We start from the raw sequence: 451 nt of genomic DNA, 5'->3' as shown, positions 1-451 counted from the left end.
GCGCCACCGGCTCGGCGTGACTGGCGTGGCGCCGTCCCGGCGCGCCAACGTCCGCAAAGCGCCTGCACCGACCGCCTGGCCTACGTCCAGCGCCTCCTGCCTGGTGGGCAGCACGCCCTCGAACACCACGCTGATCGCGCCGCGATCGAATGTGCTCGGCCGGCCGCCGTCGGCCTGCCCGGCGAGAAGCGACAGCAGACCCGACTCCTCGGCGAGCTGACGGGCCCGCCGGGGCCGAGTCAGCGGGATGACCACCTCGTCGCCGGCCTCACCGCCGACTAACAGCGTCGGGGCCAGCAGGATCGCGCCGTTGGCGAGCATCGGGATCCGGGGCAGCGACCTGGGCAGCATCCCGTCCACATTCGCACTGCCGGAGTTAATCGCTCCGATGATCCGATTGAGCTGCGCGCGCATCGGGTCGGTGCACCCCGCGGCCTTGTCGCCCAGCACA

1 protein-coding gene is annotated in these 451 nt (G+C 72.3%); it reads right to left on the bottom strand.

What is annotated here, in order from left to right:
* Positions 1 to 351 (bottom strand): hypothetical protein (locus JMF97_RS30785; RefSeq protein WP_203224690.1); only part of this gene is annotated, 351 nt, incomplete at its 3' end.
* Between the last annotated feature and the right edge of the window lie 100 nt (positions 352 to 451).

This window comes from Micromonospora fiedleri (assembly GCF_016774385.1).
Taxonomy (GTDB): Bacteria; Actinomycetota; Actinomycetes; order Mycobacteriales; family Micromonosporaceae; genus Micromonospora; species Micromonospora gifhornensis.
The sequence above is the reverse complement of the archived record's forward strand: the minus strand, read 5'-3'. Positions and strand labels throughout refer to the sequence as shown.